This window comes from Synechocystis sp. PCC 6714, assembly GCF_000478825.2.
GTDB lineage: Bacteria > Cyanobacteriota > Cyanobacteriia > Cyanobacteriales > Microcystaceae > Synechocystis.
Map to the genome: position 1 here is coordinate 19,515 of NZ_CP007543.1, position 18,379 is coordinate 37,893.

General features: G+C 43.0%; 21 protein-coding genes and 1 pseudogene. 17 read left to right on the forward strand and 5 right to left on the reverse strand.

All coding sequences use genetic code 11. From position 1 onward, the window contains the following. Positions 1-237 precede the first annotated feature (237 nt). From D082_RS16055 to D082_RS18405, 3 genes and pseudogenes are all read left to right on the forward strand, one after another. Positions 238-1,716, forward strand: a complete 1,479-nt coding sequence (locus tag D082_RS16055) for a hypothetical protein (RefSeq protein ID WP_040122978.1) — start codon at positions 238-240, stop codon at positions 1,714-1,716. After that, a pseudogene (locus D082_RS19175) lies at positions 1,646-1,804 on the forward strand (hypothetical protein); the annotation flags it as partial. The gene D082_RS16055 and the pseudogene D082_RS19175, both read left to right, overlap by 71 nt. Next, positions 1,755-2,153 (forward strand): hypothetical protein, encoded by a 399-nt coding sequence (locus D082_RS18405; protein ID WP_238546914.1) that lies wholly within the window; start codon positions 1,755-1,757, stop codon positions 2,151-2,153. The pseudogene D082_RS19175 and the gene D082_RS18405, both read left to right, overlap by 50 nt. A gap of 151 nt (positions 2,154-2,304) precedes the next feature. Here D082_RS18405 and D082_RS16065 read toward each other — a convergent pair whose 3' ends face one another. Both D082_RS16065 and D082_RS16070 read right to left on the reverse strand, forming a co-directional pair. Then, complete coding sequence (locus D082_RS16065; RefSeq protein ID WP_238546915.1) at positions 2,305-2,550, reverse strand: hypothetical protein; 246 nt, start codon at positions 2,548-2,550, stop codon at positions 2,305-2,307. Beyond that, on the reverse strand, positions 2,543-3,139 hold the full coding sequence (locus D082_RS16070) for a ParA family protein (RefSeq protein WP_011153887.1): 597 nt from the start codon (positions 3,137-3,139) through the stop codon (positions 2,543-2,545). The genes D082_RS16065 and D082_RS16070 overlap by 8 nt, the downstream gene beginning before the upstream one ends. A gap of 156 nt (positions 3,140-3,295) precedes the next feature. On the opposite strand from D082_RS16070, the gene D082_RS16075 reads away from it, so the two are divergent. From D082_RS16075 to D082_RS17905, 11 genes are all read left to right on the forward strand, one after another. Next, a complete protein-coding gene (locus D082_RS16075) occupies positions 3,296-3,589 on the forward strand; it encodes an HNH endonuclease (RefSeq protein WP_028946624.1) in 294 nt (97 codons plus the stop codon). Between the two features lie 162 nt (positions 3,590-3,751). Then, on the forward strand, positions 3,752-3,955 hold the full coding sequence (locus tag D082_RS16080) for a hypothetical protein (protein ID WP_028946623.1): 204 nt from the start codon (positions 3,752-3,754) through the stop codon (positions 3,953-3,955). Continuing rightward, on the forward strand, positions 3,956-7,147 hold the full coding sequence (locus D082_RS16085; RefSeq protein ID WP_028946622.1) for a type ISP restriction/modification enzyme: 3,192 nt from the start codon (positions 3,956-3,958) through the stop codon (positions 7,145-7,147). It begins immediately after the preceding gene. Positions 7,148-7,221: 74 nt separating this feature from the next. Beyond that, the gene (locus D082_RS16090) at positions 7,222-7,515 is read left to right on the forward strand and encodes a nucleotidyltransferase family protein (protein ID WP_040122979.1); all 294 of its coding nucleotides are present in this window, start codon (positions 7,222-7,224) and stop codon (positions 7,513-7,515) included. Next, on the forward strand, positions 7,505-7,837 hold the full coding sequence (locus D082_RS16095; protein WP_028946620.1) for a DUF86 domain-containing protein: 333 nt from the start codon (positions 7,505-7,507) through the stop codon (positions 7,835-7,837). Before D082_RS16090 ends, D082_RS16095 begins: the two co-directional genes overlap by 11 nt. A gap of 12 nt (positions 7,838-7,849) precedes the next feature. Further along, on the forward strand, positions 7,850-12,064 hold the full coding sequence (locus tag D082_RS16100) for a helicase-related protein (RefSeq protein WP_028946619.1): 4,215 nt from the start codon (positions 7,850-7,852) through the stop codon (positions 12,062-12,064). A 313-nt stretch (positions 12,065-12,377) separates the two neighbouring features. Further along, positions 12,378-12,746, forward strand: coding sequence for a DUF2513 domain-containing protein (locus tag D082_RS16105; RefSeq protein ID WP_028946618.1), 369 nt, complete (start codon positions 12,378-12,380; stop codon positions 12,744-12,746). A gap of 142 nt (positions 12,747-12,888) precedes the next feature. Further along, entirely contained in the window at positions 12,889-13,350 is a 462-nt protein-coding gene (locus D082_RS16110) for a hypothetical protein (protein ID WP_028946617.1), read from the forward strand. A gap of 114 nt (positions 13,351-13,464) precedes the next feature. Next, positions 13,465-13,665, forward strand: a complete 201-nt coding sequence (locus D082_RS16115) for a hypothetical protein (protein WP_028946616.1) — start codon at positions 13,465-13,467, stop codon at positions 13,663-13,665. A gap of 273 nt (positions 13,666-13,938) precedes the next feature. Then, the gene (locus D082_RS16120; RefSeq protein WP_028946495.1) at positions 13,939-14,289 is read left to right on the forward strand and encodes a hypothetical protein; all 351 of its coding nucleotides are present in this window, start codon (positions 13,939-13,941) and stop codon (positions 14,287-14,289) included. 2 nt (positions 14,290-14,291) lie between these two features. Then, positions 14,292-14,690, forward strand: coding sequence for an HNH endonuclease (locus D082_RS17905; RefSeq protein WP_071880932.1), 399 nt, complete (start codon positions 14,292-14,294; stop codon positions 14,688-14,690). A 134-nt stretch (positions 14,691-14,824) separates the two neighbouring features. Here D082_RS17905 and D082_RS16125 read toward each other — a convergent pair whose 3' ends face one another. From D082_RS16125 to D082_RS16135, 3 genes are all read right to left on the reverse strand, one after another. Beyond that, complete coding sequence (locus D082_RS16125; protein ID WP_028946615.1) at positions 14,825-15,388, reverse strand: site-specific integrase; 564 nt, start codon at positions 15,386-15,388, stop codon at positions 14,825-14,827. 268 nt (positions 15,389-15,656) lie between these two features. Then, on the reverse strand, positions 15,657-15,869 hold the full coding sequence (locus D082_RS16130; protein ID WP_051738957.1) for an excalibur calcium-binding domain-containing protein: 213 nt from the start codon (positions 15,867-15,869) through the stop codon (positions 15,657-15,659). Between the two features lie 59 nt (positions 15,870-15,928). Further along, on the reverse strand, positions 15,929-16,282 hold the full coding sequence (locus D082_RS16135) for a hypothetical protein (RefSeq protein WP_028946614.1): 354 nt from the start codon (positions 16,280-16,282) through the stop codon (positions 15,929-15,931). 340 nt (positions 16,283-16,622) lie between these two features. Between D082_RS16135 and D082_RS16140 the strand changes: the two genes are divergently transcribed. The 3 genes from D082_RS16140 to D082_RS16150 all read left to right on the forward strand — a co-directional run bounded on the left by D082_RS16140 (position 16,623) and on the right by D082_RS16150 (position 18,374). Beyond that, positions 16,623-16,871, forward strand: a complete 249-nt coding sequence (locus D082_RS16140) for a hypothetical protein (protein WP_028949119.1) — start codon at positions 16,623-16,625, stop codon at positions 16,869-16,871. 88 nt (positions 16,872-16,959) lie between these two features. Further along, a complete protein-coding gene (locus D082_RS16145) occupies positions 16,960-17,514 on the forward strand; it encodes a hypothetical protein (RefSeq protein ID WP_040122980.1) in 555 nt (184 codons plus the stop codon). Continuing rightward, positions 17,454-18,374 (forward strand): ATP-binding protein, encoded by a 921-nt coding sequence (locus D082_RS16150; protein WP_238546916.1) that lies wholly within the window; start codon positions 17,454-17,456, stop codon positions 18,372-18,374. The genes D082_RS16145 and D082_RS16150 overlap by 61 nt, the downstream gene beginning before the upstream one ends. Positions 18,375-18,379: the final 5 nt, after the last annotated feature.

An 18,379-nucleotide genomic window follows, 5' to 3' on the forward strand; every position in this document is an offset into this window, starting at 1 on the left:
CTATCAATGAATGAGTCATCTTGCCGAGGTCTGAGGTTGTACAAAATAACAAGCTTTACAGCGATCGCCATGTCAGAGGAGTGGGCAATTTGGGGCAGGGCCAACAAAACCATAGACAGTCCATAAACCAAATTGCAATTCAGGAACTTACTCTCACAGTTTTACCCTTTATCCACCTTACCAAAATAAAAAAGGCGAGGGGTCTGAACCACCCACCGCCAAAAAATTCAAAATACTATGACTCAATTCTACAAGCTAACGACGGATACTGCCGGAGAACTCCTAGCCGCTAAACTACCTCGTTCCAGTTGGGAGTTATGGACATGGGCAACTACCCTCGATCCTTTTGGCGATCGCCGGGTAAGAATCACCTGGGAAATAGCCAAAGAAGCCATAGGAATCAGTAGAACAACTTTTTACCGCGCCCTAGCCCAGTTGACTAATGCAGGCTTACTAGTTTCTGAGCGGGTTTTTGGGTTTTGGATTAGTCCCAAAAATGGGAATCCAGTCCCAGAAATAGAAATCGAGTCCCAAAAATGGGACTCCACTATATATACAGACTTACAGACTTTCTCATACTCTCCAGACGGCCAGAGCGAAGAAAAAGAAAAAATTCCAGATCGGTCAATAAATACAAATGGACAAGTTAATGGAGCTGAGTCAAAAACCCAGGAAAAACTGACTACGGCAGAAATAAAACAAAATTCATTTGTCATAGCGACAAGTCAAGGAGAGGAAAAATATTCCGCCGCCCGCCGTACTAAAAAGCGCACGAAGAAGAACCAAGGCTTTGATTGGCTTCCTGATGGCCCCTGGAGTATTGAGGGCAAGCTCGACCCCAATTTCCGGAATTGGTTGGCGAAGAACTGGCAGAAGCGTTATGGCGGAGACTTCCACGACAAGCAGGCGGATGTGTTGGCCCATTTCAGGAAAGACCCGGCTAATTTGCCTATTCGCTGGGAGCAGTACCAGAAAGAGTTTGTTCATCGGGTAGAGAATACCCAAATGCGCCTTGCTAATGGCTGTCAAATCCCTGAAGACCAGCAACGGAACCTAATCACCCATCAACGGGCTGTGACGGCGGTTCTGCCCCCAGAAATGAATCCGGTGGCTGTGGTGGCTACTCCTTCGCCTGTGCTTCCCCCAAAGATAGAGGAAGTTACTAGGGGTTTGGAAGTTGTTGAACCTGTGGCGGAATTATCCCCTGGTAAAGATCTTGAAGAAGCCGAGCTGGCCCCCACGGAAATCCCTTCCCTGATTGTTGCCCCTGAGTGTGAACCTTCTCCCTGGGAAAGTGAAAGCCCCACCGAGGAACCCCAAGAACTGACTGGGGATGGGTCTGTGTCAGCGGTGAGTGTTGAAACCCCCAGTAAAAATTCTCAAACTGAATCTGCCCCTCCTGAAAATTCTTCCCCGGCCTCTGAATACACCATCCTTCCCGACGGCACTCGCTTAAAAGTTTTCCAACGCCAGCAAAAATCCGAGCCTGTAGCCCCAGAACAAGCCAAGGTATTCAAGCAAATGGTGCAGGGTTTGCTCAAGGGTTTTGGTGGTAAGCGGGAAGTTTGCCCCAAGCCCCAGTCCGAACTGGAACGACTCAATCAATGGCTCTACGACCCCATCCTACGGGAGGAAGCAATTCACTATGCTCGGCGATCGCCAAGTTACAAATACTGCTCCGAAACTGACCAAATTATCCACTGCGAGGAGTTCTAGCCATGGAACCCTTAAACACCTCGACCTCTTTGCCGGATGTGGGGGATTCACCCTGGCCGCAGAACAAACCGGAGGAAAAATACAAACAACTCAGTTTGTTGAAATCGACCCCGACTGCCATACCGTCCTCCAAGACCACTGGCCCCAGGGTGAAAATAAAACTTCAATGGCCCTTACCAGAAGTCCGTCGTCGGCGCACAAGGGGTCAAGGTAGCGGTTACATCCAATTGCACTATTGCGAAAAACAGACCCGCTCCGGCAAAAAATCCTATGAGCAGTACTATTATCACTATGAGCTGGAGATAAAGGGAAAACGGGTGAAACGCTCTGCCTATATCCCCAAGGATAAGTTTGATGTGGTGCAGGAATGGGATAGAAAAAAACTCGATGTAACCGTCATTCTGCAATACCTTGGCAAAGATTGTACTAATCTATGAAGCCCTCCTAACGCCCGCCGGCGACAGCTCACTTTTTGAGGGATTTTGAACTAACCAATTATAATGGCTGTCTAAATGGTTAGACGCTTATCTGTCTGTATTGTTAGCCGTTTAAACACTTAAGGTTAAAGTCAAGTGAGCGTTTCCCTGTTTAACTGTCTAGACGTTTGAAATAATCGACTAACAGCTCCTCCACCAATTCGGACATATCTTGCTCAGTGCTTAAGGTATGGGTGCGTAATCTTAGGTGGGTGGCTTTGGAAAGGTAGAGGGTTGTTTTTTTGAAATTGGGATCTTTGCTTTTGGCGATTGCTGCTTCTGGTTTTTTCTCTGAAGTAGTTGATTCCGCCTGAGCAAAATTCTCAAAGCCTGCAAAGCGATTTTTTTCCTTAGCCATAAATTTCACCTCCTACGGTTTTGTAATCATTCCAACCGGCCCCCGCATATCGATCGCCTTTGACATCGCGAACAACACAACCCTCTAAGGCGGCTTTGGGAAAAGCAGCATATCGAGTGATCATGCGTTTAAAAACAGGCAATCCTAAGCTTTGGAGATATTCTTTGGCCTCGGTTCCTGCTGTGGAAGGTTTTGGTGGAACAATGGTCATCAATATCCGAAAGTTTGGAATGTTTAGCTGTTTAAACGTCTGGATGTTTGCCTGTAATGCCCCCATGGAAAGGGCATCGGGGGAGGTTGGCAAGATCATGAGGTCGCATCCCCTAGCAAGGGAGCGAATTTCTTCAATCTCTGGCCTAGCTGGGGTATCAACAACGATATGTTCATAATTACGGGCCGCTTTTAATCCTTCCCGCTCATCGACAACAGGGAAATCTAGCTTTTCGTGGGATGCCCACAGCAATGCCGAACGGTTTAAGTCCCCATCAATTAGGATTGTTGGAGCTTTGTTATTGAGGTAGGCCGCCAAGTGAATAGAGCTTGTGGTTTTACCTACCCCACCTTTAAAGGCAGTAACGGTGATAATCATTGGATAGTTAAATGTTTAAAAGTTTAGACGTTTAACTGTATAAACTTTTGAATGTCTAAAAGGGGAGACGTTTAGGATTGTAAAATGTTGCCAGGGTGTTTAAAAAAATTACTAAGGGTTAAGAGTGGTAGTTGAATTTTTTACTAGGGGTTTGAAATGAAAGATAACCGCTATCCCCCCGATTGGAAGGCGATCGCCCTCGACAAAAAGCAGTCCGTTGGTTGGGTCTGTGAACGGTGTGGGGCGCAATGTCTCAAGCCTGGGGAGGGGAAGGGTCTGCTAAAGGAAGAACGGTATAGGCTTAGGATGGCGGTGCATCACTGCGATTATGATCCAGGGAATAATGCACCGGAAAACTTAATGGCCCTATGCTCCCCTTGCCATCTTCACTATCACCTCAGGCAACGGCGAAATGTTTCACTGGGGCAATTATCGTTGGAATTTTACTAGGGGTTTAGAATGCCCAGAACTCCTGACTGTGACCGATGCCAGTTTTAGCCAAGACTCTATAAATAACCTCTTGTTTAACTATCACGATTTGTTAAGACTTTGCAACGGCTGAACTACTTTTGCGCTAGTATTCTGTCAGACAGTAAAAAACTATCGTCAGTTATGGAAAGTCGCCGTTTATCTATCCGGGTTCCAGACCCTTTACTTGCTCGGTTAGAGTCCTACCTTGACCACCAGGGCTTGACAGTGACCGAGGGGGTTTTGGCCGCGATCGCCTCTTATGTGGGCGATAACGACAGGTTGCCTCTGGTTGAGAGGGTTAGTCGGTTGGAGAAAAGGTTGGCAATTTTGGAAGGGAAGGGTTAGATGGGATTTGCTCAAGCTAAGTTTCAAGCGGTAATGATTGGTAGTGAAGAACAGCGAGTGGAGGCACTGCGACAATTACTTGATTATCCTGTCAAAGAGAAGGACTCAGAGGGTTCTCGATTTTGGTATTTACGTCCCGGAAGCGATGAGTTAGAAGCAGAAAATACTTGCCCGATCGCCGTTGGATTTTTTAAGGAATTGAATCAGGGAGCTAAGAGAGAGATTGAGCAGTGGCTAACAGAGGATGACCAGGATAAGCAAATTCGAGGGCATTATACGGGTCGGATTGCGACGGAACAGCCTGTTATGTATATTTTGTTGCCGGAGGGAAATAGTCAGGGCAATGTGGCTTTGGTGTTGCCAACTGAAAGCCGACTAAGACAACGGAGCATTCAAGTTTTTGACTGGACTGCTAAAGATTTACAAGCCCGTTTGCATCGGCTGAGTTGGGAGTCATTAGCCCAGAAGGTTACAGAAAAGATCACAGGGTTTGTCCCCCAGGTTGACTGGATATTTTTCAAACCAGCGGCAACCGCGAAAGAATTGGCTCAATTGTTGGCCGCTGTGGCCCGACGGATTGAACAGGCTATGCCAGATGTTTATGAAGCGGAAGGGGAGGATGGTTATCTCCACAATTTATTAAAAAGTTTTCGGAAGGAGTTGATCGCTAACCTCAAACTCAAGGCGGATAACGATAAGGATTATAGTTTTGCGGATATTTACGCCCAAACTATTGCCTATGGATTATTTACCGCAAGGGTCTTCAGTTTTGTCAAAAATCCCAAGGCTGATTTCAGTCGGGATGGGGCATGGTCACAGTTACCCGAAACCAACCCGTTCCTACGGCAATTATTTAAGGATATTAGTGAACAGTCACCGGAGAATTTAGGTGATGAATTGGTAGATGCCATCGGTGAGGCGATCGCCATTCTTCGGGCGGCGGAAATGGATGCAATTTTGGCGGACTTCCGTAGCAAGATGAACCGGGAAGATATTGTTATTCGCTTTTATGAGGATTTCCTAGCGGCCTATAAACCGACAATGCGGGAACGTCGGGGGGTTTACTACACCCCTGAGCCGGTGGTGTCCTACATGGTGCGGTCAGTAGATGAGTTGATTAAGGATAAGTTTGATAAACCGTTGGGCATTGCTGATCCAGAGGTGATGATTCTTGATCCTGCTTGTGGAACGGGGACTTTCCTTTTATGGATTTTCAAGTTGATTCATGAGCGCCATCAAGCCAATCCTGAAGCGTTTGAGTATTCAGACTGGAATGATTATGTTGATCATTGTTTATTACCCCGTATTTTTGGTTTTGAGTTGTTGATGGCTCCCTATGCCATTTGTCACCTTAAGTTGGGGTTATTTTTGGAGGAGTCGGGTTATCGGTTTGAGAGTGGTCAACGGTTAGGAGTGTATTTAACAAACAGCCTTGATGATTCTATTAGCAAATCTGAATTTCTATTTGATGAGTTTATTGCAAATGAATCTAGTGAAGCGGCTGAAATTAAAAAAACAAAGCCAATTTCAGTGGTGTTAGGTAATCCTCCTTATTCTGCTAAATCTGCCAATTTGGGAGAGAAAGTAAGAAAAATTGTCGAACCATATCGCTACGTAGATGGCGAAAAAATAATAGAAAAGAGTGCTTTGCAATTTGAAAAAAATATTCAAGAGGATTATGTAAAGTTTTTTGCCTTCTCTCAAAAGATTATTGGGAAATTACACAATGCAATTCTAGCCTTTATTACTAATAATAGTTTTTTAGACTCTATCACTTTAAGGGGGTTAAGAAGCAGTCTCTTAGATGAATTTAATTCTATTAAAATTTTAGATTTACATGGTGATACTGATAAACGAGAACTAGACTTGAAAGGTGATCCCGACAAAAATGTTTTTGATATTAAGCAGGGGGTTGCAATATCCATTATGATTAAAAATAGCAAATCTCAATTGAAAACAAAAGTAGATTTAGAATGCTATGATATTTTGGGAACAAGAATAGAAAAATATAATTTTTTGGAATCAAAAAGTATTAGTCAAATAAAATGGAAAAAAATAAAATATATTAAACCCAAGTATTTTTTTAAGTTACTAGATGAAAGATTATTTGATGAATATTCAAAAATCTCTTATATCAAAGATATATTTAAAGTAAACTCAACAGGATTTGAATCTGGTAAAGATGAGATATTGACAGATTTTTTAAAGGAAAGCTTAGAAAATAAAATAATATTTTTTGTTCAAAAAAGTATTCAGGAAGTCACTGATAAATTTAACATTGTAAGTGGATGGGGATTAGAACTTGTAGAAAAACGCAATTTAATCGTAGAGAATAACAACTTTCAAAGTAAATTTATAGATTTCCTTTTTACTCCTTTTGATATCCGCAAAACTTTTTATCAAAAAAATTTACTAAAAACAAACAGTTTTAGTGCAGGGAAGCATTTAATATATGGAAAAAATATAAGCTTATTAGTTATGAGGCAAGTATCAATACATGGAGAATTTACTCATGTTTTTGCTTCGCAAATAATTCCTAATAATAGAGCTTTTTATAGCAAAAAAGGTAAAATAAGCTATTTTCCTCTCTATCTCTATCCAGATCCGAATCGTCCCTCAGAACTTCAAGAAGAAAAACGTCCTAATTTTTCACTAAATTTTCCTAAAATTATAGAATCAAAACTAAGCTATCTCCCTACACCAGAAGCCATCTTTTACTATATCTACGGTATCTTCTACTCCCCCACCTACCGCACCCGCTACGCTGAATTTCTTAAAATAGACTTTCCCCGTGTTCCCCTCACCAGTGACGATCGCCTATTTAGGCAACTAGCAGACTATGGAGAGCAGTTAGTGGGCTTACACCTGATGACTTCCCCAACATTGGATAAGGTTATCACTGAATTTACGGAAATAGGAGACAGAACCGTAGCCCCTGGGCATCCTAAATATAGTGATGGCAAAGTCAACATCAATAAACAAGGGGATGGCTTTGTGGGAGTCCCTGAAGAAGTTTGGAACTTTTATGTCGGAGGTTATCAAGTCTGCCAGAAATGGCTCAAAGACCGCAAAGGACGAGTTCTGAGTGATGAAGATATTCTTCACTATCAAAAAATTGTCGTTGCCCTGCAAGAAACCATCAAATTGATGCAGTTGATTGACGAAGCAATTCCCAGTTGGCCCATTGAATAATTTTTATACCCCATATTGGAAATAATTTTTAAAAATGCTTTTCAGCTTTCTCAATCTTAAGGAAATAAAATGATATGCTTAATCAGCACAATGTCATACAAACTTTGTCAGATCATCGAGAGCAGATTCAGGGATTTGCCGTAAAAACGCTTCTTCTTTTTGGTTCAGTAGCCAGAAATGAAGCCCATGATAAGAGTGATGTCGATCTTTTAGTAGAATTTGAAAAACCAGTAGGTTTACTGACATTTATTGGGTTAAAAGACTATTTAGAAGAAATTCTTGGTTGTTCTGTAGATTTGGGTACTCCCCAGTCTTTACGTCCAGCATTAAAGGATATTGTATTAAAGGAGGCTATGCGTGCCTTCTAGAGGATTTAGAGAACGCTTACAAGATATTTTGATTGAAATTGAGGAGATTCAAGGGATGGTCAAGGAGCTAAGCTTTGAGGATTTTTGCCAAGATCGCCGCACTATTAAAGCGAGTCTCTATGGTTTGGCTGTTATTGGAGAAGCTTCCGCTAATTTATTGCCAGAAGTCGCTAAATTATATCCGCAAATTCCATGGCGACAAATGAGAGGAATGCGAAACATTGCAGTGCATGAATATTTCCAAGTTGATCTGGAAATTATTTGGGAAACGATCCAAACTGATTTACCTGGATTATACTCTGCTTTAAAAGAATTAATATAATTAAAAACTTTTATGTTAGACCAAGTTATCAATGAAATTAAACGTCGCCAGTTGCCTTACTATAATCTTGAAGGCGATGCCATTAAAGGTGTTGATAATCAATATTGGCTAGTTTTTAAACATCGGGACGCAGGCAATAAATTCAAAGAGTTCTTTAGTTTGCGCTTATTCGGTATTGGGGAAAAGCCAAAGACCCATAAATTAATACGCATTAACCTTAATGATGCCAGTGTTTATGAATATATTCCCAAGAAACCTGATAACATTCCCTCTCTAATTTTACTTAGAACAAATAAAATTTCTAGGTTAGAAGCCTTTCTAGAATGCGTTGATGCTAAAACTGAAAAAGCTTTATTAATTAATAGTTTTCTGGATATTAATATCAAAAAAAGAAGACGCTTTAGCTTGCCGAAAGATGTTGATAATTATCAAAAATTTATTGGTGCTTACCTTGCCAAGACCACACTCTATCGCCGCTCCACAGCCTTTTTCAATAGTGGTGTTCTTAAACTTTATGAAGAACCCCTACAACAAATGTTGGTTATGGGGGGGGAAATTCGTCTCTTAATGGATTTACAGGGCTTCACCAATCAGCGGGATGTGGAAGAACTACGAAAATTAAATGACCCCCTTTATCGGTCCCACTACATTCAACGAACTTTAGAAGAATTCTTGCAGGCATTGGAAACAAAAGCTTTCACTAGCACCCAACTGTTAGCAGAATTGGTGCGACTGGAATTTCTCCGCATTAAGCTGATCAAAATGGAAGGAGGGAAAGGAATATTTCACAAAAAGACCGGGATTCTCACCGATTCTTTGGGGAATAGCATTCTCCATGACGGTTCCGATAATTTTACTTACAGTGCCCATAACCTTAATTCTGAGAGCATTACGGTTCTTTATTGGAGTGACGCTATTGATAATGGGGCGATCGCCGACTCCATTGAAGAATTTGATGAAGAGTGGAATAGTGTTCATGCCTTTGACCTCACCAATGAATTTTTGACCCAGGTGCGGCGGGAAAGCCAACGACGGTATGAAGCTAACCAACCCCGCATCACTGATTGCGACCCTTCAACCTTAGAGGCTGGGGAAACTACCACTGTTAAAATTACAGGCCATAACCTCCAAGATATTCAGGCGATCGCCGTAGAAGATACGGATCAAATTCGTTTGACCATTGAAGAAACTACTTCCGATCAACTCACTGCCCAGGCGATCGTTGCCCCAAATTATCCACCCCAATCCATCAAAAGTCTTGTTGTTGCCACCTCCAAGCATACTTACCAAGTTGAGCCAGCCCAGGAGTTAACCGTCACCAATAAGCTCACTGTTCCAGAATTTTCTGAAATTGAAGGTTTTAAAGCGGCGATCAAAACTATCTTGGCCGGTAACTATGGAACCCCCAATGATTTCCTTTACTGGCTGGGATTGCAAAACCCTAAACTTTGGCAGATTCAAAGTAGCGGTGCTTTGGATCAATGGGTCAATGAAGGAATCCTCTTTGAGCATCAGAAATCTGGCGCACAACACTCTTATCGGGTCATGAAAGACTTTGGCGTAGCGGTATGTGCCGACGCAGTAGGTTTAGGAAAAAGTCGCTTGGGGGCCGCAGTGGGGAAACTATACCGAGAAGAAAATGGCCAAGCCAAAATAGCCATCATTGCCGCCCGAAAATTGCACGACAACTGGCGTAAGGAAATGAAGGTATTAGGGTTTGGCAGAAATGATTATGAGCTTTATAACAAAAACCTGATGAGCCGCAAGGGAAGCTTTATTGATGACTTTAACCGCTTTGGTGGCCCAGACCTTATTTTGATTGACGAAGCCCACGAAGGTATCCGTAACTATAACAATCGCATTCACCGCACTTGTTTACAGATCCGGGCAAGGGATCGGGAAGAAGGACGGGAACGTCACTATCTTTTACTAACGGCAACGCCTTGGAATAACCGCAGGGAAGACATTTACAATATCCTTTCACCCTTTGTCACTAAAACCGATGGATTTAGTCAATATGGTTTACCTGAAGTGATAGGAGATTGGTTAAACCAGCGAGATATTGGGGTAGAGAATCTAACCGATGATACCAGGATTTTTCGGCAACTCTACAAAGAGCTATTTTTGCAACGTACTCGTAAGCAGTTAATGGATGCAAGTCCTGATCTAAGGCTTTACGCTAAACGACAAGCAGAATGGTTAGTGGTCAACTTTGAATCCGAAACTGAACAAGCTCTAGACCAAATTTTTGGACATTTTGAGCATAGTTTATTTATCCCTTCATCAGACCCTATTCGTTATTTGAATGATCAGGATGTGGGGCAACGGTCATTACTATCTAACCAGCGGCGAATGTTTCTACAGCGGGCAGAATCTAGTATGTATGCTCTTAAGCTAACGATTCGGAATTTTAGCCAACGGATTCAGCAAGTCAAAGATAGATTATCTGAGCTAACCCCTGATGCAGAAGGCTTACTACGTTTTTTGATGATTCACTACAAGTTTGAAAGTGAGCATGGAAATCAGGCAGAGATTGACTGGGGTATGGAAGAAGATGAAGCGGATGAGTTTGAGGATGAAGAGGACGAAGATGGTGAGCAAGAAGAACAGCGGCAACAACTCAGGCGATCCATTGAGATTGCGACTGATGCTTTGAAGGATGACCCAGAACGGGCGGCTGCAATTTATGAGCGCATCCTAGAAGACTGTGATTCAGACTTAGAACGCTTAGCCAACATTCAAGGATTACTGGAAACTGAATTTGTCACAGACCATAAGCGGGAAGAAGTCACCAAAAAGGTTCGGGAATTGGTAAGCCGGGGTCATAAAGTTCTATTGATTTCCGTTTTTGCTGATACGGTCATGGACTATTACCAATATATGAAAGCCGATCCAGTGATTTCTCTTCAGGGCATTGGGATGGCGATGGGAGCTTCCAAACATTATCTCAAGGATGGTAAGGCTATTGGTTTTACTCCCCATGGTATTCACAAAAATGGCAAAGATTTACGGGGAATCAAGCGAAGGGAACTTTTTCGATGTTTTGCTCCTGGTGCAACTTGCGAAAATCCCGCAGACTATCCTAAACGAGATGAAGAGATTAACGTCTTAGTCGGGTCTGAAACCTTGTCAGTGGGTCAAAATCTACAAGATGCTAATTACCTAATCTGCATTGACCTTCCTTGGAATCCGATGGTACTAGAGCAACGGATAGGTCGTATTGATCGCCCGAAAAAGCATCCCGTCGAGTTTATCACTATTTACTATGCCAACAGCGAAAGTCAACTATTGCGGCAGGCTACCCGACTGAATAATCTCCACAAGAAAATGGTGGGGGATCTGATAGATGACCAGGGCAATATTCCCCGCATCCAAAATATGGAACAGCTAGGGCCTTCTGTTTATGGAGATACCCTTTTTGATGATGAGATTTTACCAGGCTATATTGACTTCATTAAAAGCCTTGTGCAAGCCCGTCGATTTGAGCAAGACAATCTACAGGAAAATGCCTATCAAAAACAAGAAGGTGCTCAGGAAGTTTACACCCACAATGAAATTCTCTACAACGAAGATTTGAAACGATTAATGAACGCCATGCCAGAGGGCTACCAACCTAACCCGATCGCTATTGGCACAGGGGACGATACAAATCTAAAAGTAGTGACTGCTCTGAAGCTCAAGTATTTTGGCCCCAACGGTGAACCGATTGAAGACAAAACCGAAACAATTTTCTGGAATAATGCCACCGGGGAAGTTGATGGTCATGGTCAGGCGATCGCCGCCGGCTTCAAAACCCCAGAGTTAAGCGATGTGGTTTCTACTCAACCCCTGCTATCTCTTGCAGAAACAACCTATCAACAGTTAGTAAACTTAAAGGAACAACGACAGGCCGAATTAGAGCAACCAGAAACCCTTGAAAATATTTCCCTGACATCTGAACGTTTAGCTAAAATTAATCGACGGTTACAGACTATTGAATCTGTACCAGAGGAGATCACTGGCCAGATGGTTAGGGCTACACTCAAAATACTTCAACAGCATAAGACTAAAAAAGCTGTTCAACTATTACTTAGGAGTTTGACCGATGGCGAAAAAAGTAAACTGAGTAATAATGATTTCATCAAGGAGCTTGTCAATGAAACTGGAAAACTTGCCTTGTTAGATTATGAAACGACTAAGCCAACAAATTTGACAGTTGCTGTTGAAGCAATTTTAGTGAGGATTTAGCTAATAAAAAATTGTGTTCGGTAATTACCACCTAGGAGCTTTCCAAAATTCTCTAGACATTATTTTTTGATGCTAGTATGATTATGTTATTAATAAGCTGAGGGAAATATCGTGTCAAAATTGTTTGATCAGGCAAAAATAGAACTTCCCTGTAATAACTGCGGACGTAAAACAAAGAAAAGTATTAAATGGATAAAATTAAATCATACCTTTAAGTGCTCCTGTGGATGCAACATCAAATTAGATACAAGTGATTTGAAATGTAAGTTGGCTAAAATTGAGCGCTTAATTGATAATTTTTAGGAGATTGACCGTGAAAAGAGATATGGAGTTAATCAAAAAAATTTTATTACACATTGAAGTATCACCAAATTTTAATGAGCCTATTCAGACTTCAGTGGATGGTTATGAGATTATCGACTATATGTATCATGTTAAGCTTTTACGTGAAGCTGGGTTTATAGAAATTTTTACCAATCAACCTATCTCAGTCATGGGAACCGTGCCATCATATTTTCCAACGTGTCTAACTTGGGAGGGGCATGAATTTTTAGAAGCAACTAAAAATCCCACGATTTGGAAAAAAGTTATGTTAACTATTAAAGAAAAAGGAAGCGGTATTCCTATTGAAATTTTGAAAGCGTTGCTAATTAAGGAATCACTCAAACAATTTGGCTTGTAAAACCACCAAAACTTTACTCACCTTTCCCGGACTTTCCTGACACCCCTAAATCTCAGAAAAATATGACCCGATCGCCACAACCTAATCTACTCGACAAATTCCAGGAATACCTCGCCTATAACTAACGGAAATTAAAGATTTTATGAATTATGCTATTCAGACAGCACTAATTGGTTTGGGAGGAGTGATACTCGGTCAGATTATCAATAGTCAAACTCAACGACAGAACTTAGCTGAACAAAGACGTGGTGATGAAATCATCAGAGCGCGAGAACGCCGTCGGGAGCGTTTACTTGATGCCGTAGCAGGACTCCTAGAGGTTTCTGATCCACAGTCAGAGAATTTTAATTACACGAACGTTTTAAAACATACACATCATGCCCAGTTATTGCTAGATCCATGTGTGCAAGAGGAACGTGAGCTAAACGACACAATCAGCAAATTGGCTGGTGCAGTCCATGATTTTATTCCTGTCAAACACCTCGATATTTCCCAGAAAGTGGATGAGACTCAAAGACTACTTAAGGCTCAATCAGCAGTTGCTGAGAAGTGTCGGTTCATTGTTTGGAGCGGTAGCAAGAGTTTACGAATTACAGACACCTAGCGTAATACGTTTCCACAAATAGCCCCAAAAATAAATCTTGCTAAAATTGTCGTTTTATGCATCTATCATTATAATAAATTAGTATAGTTTACTAAATTAATGGAGGTAAATTCCGTGACCATTCAATATCTTAGAGATAAACGCAATCGCTCAATTGGAAAAGTTAAGCAGCTTGGCAATGGAAAGCTAGAAATTAGAGACTCTGCTAATCGTTTTAAAGGAACCTACAATCCTAAGACAAACGAGACTCGTGATTCACGAGGTAGGTTATTTGGTAAAGGTAACTTACTCTCAATGCTTCTTGCTGAGTCCTAACCTGAAAAAATGAAATGTTCAGTCCCATTAATAATTATTGATGGGATTTTTTCTTTACCCAATAATCCCCAAAACCTCACTCACCACTTCCCCCGGTCTTTCCTGACATTCCTTAGCCGTGAACCTCATGGTTGGTATTCTCTCACGGAGCATTAGGCGATCGCCAGCATAATCTAGTCCCCGCGCAGCTCCGCAGGCAAAGTTAAAATAATGTTAATGAGTGCCCTGCCCATCTCTACGAGATCGTCCCTTTCCCCACTCCAACCTGCAAACATGGCCCAAATCACCCTAGACCTCCCCGACGAACTCCTAGAGCAAATAGTACAAGCAGGAGAAAACCCCTCAGAGTGGTTACGCCATCGCCTACCCGACATTCTCAAACCGGTTCCCCCCTTACCTGCCCACCTCTATCGCCACATTCTGAACTTCATCGCTAGCAATCCTACTCCCCAACAAATCTCAGACTTCAGACCCACCCCAGAAATGCAGGAACGCTTAAGAAACCTCTTGAATCGGGAAGAAAACCTGACCCCCTCAGAACAGGCCGAACTTGAGGAGTATGAACGAATCGAACATCTTGTCGTTATGCTCAAAGCAGGCAACCTTAAAAACTTAGTCGGCTAACTGTGAGCAAAACCTATATCTCTCTTGCCCTGCGCCGCCTAGTCACAGAACGAGCAAATGACCAATGTGAATACTGTCGCCTCCCAGCAAACCTTTCCTTTTTCCCCCATGAACTTGATCACATCATCGCGGAAAAACACGGAGGACAAACCATTTCCGAGAATCTTGCTCTAACCTGTTGGCGTTGTAATCGTCACAAAGGAAGCGACTTAGGCTCCTTCGATCCTCACACCAACGAATTTTGTTTTCTCTTCAACCCTCGTACCCAGTCCTGGAGTGAGCACTTTAGCCCCAGTCACTATCACATTGAAGGACTAACCCCCGAAGGACGCACAACGGTCAAACTTCTGCAACTCAACACCTCAGAACGTATCGCAGAACGCAAACGGCTAACCCCATAACTAGGCGATCGCCGAAGAACTCAGACTATATTAGCCCTGACCGTCTTTATGCAGAGTCTTATACTAAAACTTCAAAAGACCAGAGTTACAAGGTATTCTCCATGGTGTCAAATGTACTGAAATGATAGTCCATATCAAAATGAGATTGTAGATAGGGCCTGCTCCTTCTCCTGCTCAGAAACCTCCAAATAGTGGGACAACACATTCAAATTTTTATGACCACTGATTTTTTGAATCACCCGCAAGTTAATGCCCTTGCGACACATCATGGTTAACGCAGTCCTGCGGAAAGAATGGGTAGAAACTCCCTTCACTCCAATCCTATCCGTTGCCGCCTTCAAAATCTTGTGGGCCATGGAAGGATGTAGATGTGACCCCACCCGTTTGCCGCGAAAAACATAGGCAGAGGGAAATCTAAAGCATTGTTGTTCCCGGTACTGATCAAAAAGAGCTTGCAATGCTGGGGAAATGGCCACAGTCCGACTGGACTTGGTTTTAGTTTTTTCAATGCGGAAAGTCATGGCATCGGTGGTGATATCATCCCAAGCCAGGGAGCAGGCTTCCCCAATACGGCAACCAGTGTAAAGACAAATGCCAAACAACAGGCGATCGCGGGGAGTGAGCAACCCAATAGTGAACAGGTCATGCAGTTCCTGCTCAGTTAATACTTTTGCTTGCCCCTGACGGTTAATTTTCATTCAATAATTGGTGGAAAATATTGAATAGCTGCCACAAGCCTAATTCTACCGTGGAATTTTTTCAAATCTCCATCGCTCAACATAACTTATTGCTAATAATTCTCAGTTGATAAATTCTGAAAATTACCACCATGCCCTAAATTGTCTGATTTGGGTCTTTGCTGAAGAAAATGATGTAGTTAACCTGAAAAGCCAAATGCAAGGGTTACAGGCGATTCTCAATGGTGTAATTTGTACTATTTTAGGGTGGCTCGATAAATCATGTCGGTTATTGGCGATCGCCGTCCTTAAGCTCACAACCCCAACCATCTTTATCCCTATCAAGGCGGTGGTCATCTTTGCCAGTAATCCTGACTGGCTTTTTGTTGTCGGGAATATCAGAGCAATCAATGTCCCGGCCAATGGGTAAGCAAAGGTCAGGGTAACTGGGATGGCATTGGGCCGGTGGGGTTTTGGCCAACACCAAAAATAATTCAATCATCTATTTAATGGCGATCGCCCTTTGGGAAGTGTTCCCTTTCTGATCTCAGAGTAAACGGATTAGGGCCTGCCCCACTCAAGCCAGCGGATTGCTAATTTTCCCTCCCGGTGTTGAACAATCACCGACACAGCTTCGGCAAAATCTTCCCCTTCCAGGGAAACGTAGAGCCAAACTACATCATTGGTTTCCATCGGTGGGTATTGCCACTCGGTTAAGAGACAGTCCTGCATAACAACTGCTCTGTTAATAAGACCAGAACCATAGCTAATCATTTCTTCTACCGTTTGCCGTAAGGTTTGGGATGAATATTGCTGCTGAAGTTCCGGGACTAACAAAGTGTAAGCAGTGTCGTAATCAGCCTGGGTTAAATAATTCCCAAATCGTTGGGCTAATTCAATGGCTAGGTTAATCATTGTTGATGTCGAAACTGGTGGAGGTACAGCATTATAAACACAGTTTTAGCCCCCTAACCGTAACTGGTGTTTGTGGAGATCGCCAACTTTAAAACCCCTAGTAAAAATTATTGGGGTCGATTTATCTAGCTAAAATTTCCTACTGAGATTGATAAATATCGTTACATTTTAGCCCCCACTTAATAGCATCCCCAATAATCAACTCAGCAGTTAAACAGGGTTGTCAGAGCGTTAGTGGACAAATTAAGGAAACTTTAAAGAAAGTTAAATTTTCTAATCTTTGTAGTCATTTCTCTTTAGCTATTGGACAATATAAATTATTAATTTTAAGGAGTTCACTATGGAATTTAACTCCCACGACTGGCCTACCCATAAACAAGGTGAAGTTGTCCGCCAACTAATACTGGATGCGTTGGACAGTCCAAAGACCAAGGAAGAATTGTCCAGTTTGTGCAATAAGAGCGTTAGACAAATCACTAGACATTTGCAACGTTTGTCCAGCGAAAATAAGATTTTGTCCAATGGCAAAGGGCAATTTGTCCGGCGGATTGCCGCTGGATTTTTACTCCTTTACGTTGGACAAATTTAGTCCAGCGTTGGACTTGACAGAAAAAAATTGTCATATAGAATCCCCTAAACGACAAGTTCCACAAAAAAATATTTGGGAGATTTAAAAAATGTCCATCGCTGGAAAGTCCAAACGTGACGTTGTACAACAACTGGAAAAATCCTACGGGGTAGCCCGGACAACAGTGTTCAATCGGCTGAAATATTTAGGCTATTCGTTGGACAAAGTTGATGATTTGTTCAGTTTGTCCGATGAACAAATGGCTGAACTTGATAACCTCCACCGCTGGATAAGTGATGGGGGCAGAATGGCCGATTATCCCAAACCAGGTCAATTGGCCATGGTCACTGATGAAGGGGAACTAGAACAGTTTGCGGAAGTGATTAATTTTGATGCCCTAGAAGGGGACGAGGAACTGGGTCATGCTGAGCTGATCCGGGCGGCCCAAAATCAAGCGGCGGGCATCTTAATTGCCCAGAATTTACTAACCGCTGAAATCCTCAAAAATCCCCAACATTTACCGGCGGATCTCCAAGCCCAGGTGGAGCAGTCCAAGGTGGCCATTGCCCCAAAGCCCCAGAATCCGCTAGTGGTGGCTTCCCAATGGATTACGAAGGCGAAGGCTTATCAGAGCAACCAGAATCATGGCCAACTGGCGGCCTAGGGGATGGGGACGAGTGGGATGAACAGGAGCTGGCCCCACCGGCCGGGGAAGCCTGTTATCGGCAACCGGAGATGGAAGGTCTGCTCCATTCCCTTTATTCCGCTCGGTCGGTGTTAGTGACATCGGGGGAAGGCATGGGCAAAACCTACTTGGTGCGCCAGGTGTGGGAACGGTTGTTAGCGGATGGGGTGACCTGCGCTTACTTTGAACCGGCAACTCCCAAGACCTTACTAACGGAGATCGCCGACATGGCCGGGGTCGATATCAAAAATCTGGAAGGACGGAGCAAAACGGTGGAAGTGCTTAAGCAAGAGTTAATCCAGTGGTTCAGCGTTAATCGGGCGGTGTTGATCTTTGACGATGCCCATTACCTGGAAGTGAAGTTTCGGCTTTGGCTCAAGAAGCTCAAGGATGTGGGGGTTCCCATTCTGTTGGCCGCCACCAATCCTCCTAGGACTGACCTGTTTATCTATGTCCCCCGCATTGAACTCAAACCCCTAGCGGAATACCAGATCCGGGACTTGATGGAAAAAGAAGCCATTGCCCTGGGGTCAGATTTAAGGCCCCACCAAATTGCCAAACTCCAGAGCCGAGCTGGGGGTAATCCCATGTTGGCTAAGCGGGCCATCGAGGAGGGTTTTTTGGGCATCCAAAACGAAGCTGGGGATCATGGCAGATACTTTGACATCACCCCCTTACTGCTCCTGGTGGGCATTGTCTTTATCTGCTATCGCTTCATTGGTTTGGGCACTGGTAATCAATCCCTCTATATCTTGGCGGGCATTGGGGGAGCGATTTTCCTTGGGGTAGCCCGACTTTCCTATTACTTGCCCAAGGAATCACGGAGGATTAGCAACTGATGCTT

Excerpts from the sequence above, each read along its gene's own strand:
- D082_RS16055 (WP_040122978.1), top strand. The coding sequence starts at position 238 with ATGACTCAATTCTACAAGCTAACGACGGATACTGCCGGAGAACTCCTA.
- D082_RS16065 (WP_238546915.1), bottom strand. The coding sequence starts at position 2,550 with ATGGCTAAGGAAAAAAATCGCTTTGCAGGCTTTGAGAATTTTGCTCAG.
- D082_RS16070 (WP_011153887.1), bottom strand. The coding sequence starts at position 3,139 with ATGATTATCACCGTTACTGCCTTTAAAGGTGGGGTAGGTAAAACCACA.
- D082_RS16075 (WP_028946624.1), top strand. The coding sequence starts at position 3,296 with ATGAAAGATAACCGCTATCCCCCCGATTGGAAGGCGATCGCCCTCGAC.
- D082_RS16080 (WP_028946623.1), top strand. The coding sequence starts at position 3,752 with ATGGAAAGTCGCCGTTTATCTATCCGGGTTCCAGACCCTTTACTTGCT.
- D082_RS16085 (WP_028946622.1), top strand. The coding sequence starts at position 3,956 with ATGGGATTTGCTCAAGCTAAGTTTCAAGCGGTAATGATTGGTAGTGAA.
- D082_RS16090 (WP_040122979.1), top strand. The coding sequence starts at position 7,222 with ATGCTTAATCAGCACAATGTCATACAAACTTTGTCAGATCATCGAGAG.
- D082_RS16100 (WP_028946619.1), top strand. The coding sequence starts at position 7,850 with ATGTTAGACCAAGTTATCAATGAAATTAAACGTCGCCAGTTGCCTTAC.
- D082_RS16110 (WP_028946617.1), top strand. The coding sequence starts at position 12,889 with ATGAATTATGCTATTCAGACAGCACTAATTGGTTTGGGAGGAGTGATA.
- D082_RS16120 (WP_028946495.1), top strand. The coding sequence starts at position 13,939 with ATGGCCCAAATCACCCTAGACCTCCCCGACGAACTCCTAGAGCAAATA.
- D082_RS16125 (WP_028946615.1), bottom strand. The coding sequence starts at position 15,388 with ATGAAAATTAACCGTCAGGGGCAAGCAAAAGTATTAACTGAGCAGGAA.
- D082_RS16130 (WP_051738957.1), bottom strand. The coding sequence starts at position 15,869 with ATGATTGAATTATTTTTGGTGTTGGCCAAAACCCCACCGGCCCAATGC.
- D082_RS16135 (WP_028946614.1), bottom strand. The coding sequence starts at position 16,282 with ATGATTAACCTAGCCATTGAATTAGCCCAACGATTTGGGAATTATTTA.
- D082_RS16140 (WP_028949119.1), top strand. The coding sequence starts at position 16,623 with ATGGAATTTAACTCCCACGACTGGCCTACCCATAAACAAGGTGAAGTT.
- D082_RS16145 (WP_040122980.1), top strand. The coding sequence starts at position 16,960 with ATGTCCATCGCTGGAAAGTCCAAACGTGACGTTGTACAACAACTGGAA.
- D082_RS16150 (WP_238546916.1), top strand. The coding sequence starts at position 17,454 with ATGGATTACGAAGGCGAAGGCTTATCAGAGCAACCAGAATCATGGCCA.